The 519-nt window shown below is 68.2% G+C and carries 1 protein-coding gene; it reads left to right on the top strand.

Annotated features, from left to right (window positions below; all coding sequences use genetic code 11):
* Nucleotides 1–519 (top strand): VOC family protein (locus tag ABD323_RS45420; RefSeq protein ID WP_486327204.1); only part of this gene is annotated, 519 nt, incomplete at both ends.

Genomic DNA, 519 nt, shown 5'->3' with positions numbered 1-519 from the left:
CTCGCGTTCCGGCACCCCTCGGGAATCGAGTACGTGTTCGTCGGCAACAGCGGTGACGAGCGGATCGGCCACCCCGGGTACGGGGTGCCGCAGGAGCACGCGATCCACGGCATCCACGGCGTGGGCGTGCACATGGCCAGGCCGGACCGCATGGTCGAGTTCGCCGGCGAGTCCTTCTTCGCCCAGGAGGGCCTCACCGAGGAGGGCTCGGTGCTCGGGATGCAGATCGGCGACGCGAAACACGGCAACCACCTCGAGATCACGGTCAACCGCAGCGACGACCAGGGAACGTGGGGCTCCGGTGCCGCCACCTCCCACCCCTTCGCGTGGAATCTCGACACGCTGGACAACCAGGACGCGGCGAAGTTCGGCATCGAGGGGCGCGGTTACACCGACATCTCCGAGCTCAAGGACCGCAAGTACTTCAAGAGCGTCTACGTCCGCACGCCGAGCGGAGCGCTGTTCGAACTCGCGGTCACACACGCCGACGGGGGGTGGACGTGCGACGAGTCGCCGCGC

The organism is Kitasatospora nipponensis, from assembly GCF_039528135.1.
Taxonomy (GTDB): domain Bacteria; phylum Actinomycetota; class Actinomycetes; order Streptomycetales; family Streptomycetaceae; genus Kitasatospora; species Kitasatospora nipponensis.
The sequence above is the reverse complement of the archived record's forward strand: the minus strand, read 5'-3'. Positions and strand labels throughout refer to the sequence as shown.